This window comes from Lyngbya sp. CCY1209, from assembly GCF_055795065.1.
Genome location: NZ_JAYFER010000305.1, coordinates 1 through 413 on the forward strand (window position 1 = coordinate 1; position 413 = coordinate 413).

The window sequence follows — 413 nt, forward strand, 5'->3', positions numbered from 1 at the left end:
TCAACTTCGATTTCTCTTAGTGTATGACAGATTCTTGTCTTTTCCGGCTTGAGTTGGAGTCCAATGGGCTTTAACCAGTCGGAGATGGCAATCTTGCACTGTTCAATGATTTCGAGCTTTGGTGATATAACTACGAAATCATCAGCATATCTGACGACCGTTGCTTGTACTCTATTTCCTTTCTTTGGAAAGAGTTTTTCTATATGTCTCACCATTCCATCCAGTGCGATGTTGGCGAGGAGTGGACTTATTACCCCTCCTTGAGGTGTCCCTGCTTTTGTGTCGTCAAATACACCATTGTCAATGACCCCAGCTTTCAACCATTGTTTGATATCTCGCCTTATGGTCGTTGGACAATGAAGTTTGGATAGCAGGTAGTCATGGTCAATTTGGTCAAAGCATTTGGCAATGTC

Annotated in this window: 1 protein-coding gene; it reads right to left on the reverse strand. The window is 42.9% G+C overall.

All coding sequences use genetic code 11. From position 1 onward, the window contains the following. On the reverse strand, window positions 1-413 hold a 413-nt coding region (locus tag AC0QHF_RS08930; RefSeq protein WP_324703855.1), incomplete at both ends, for a reverse transcriptase/maturase family protein.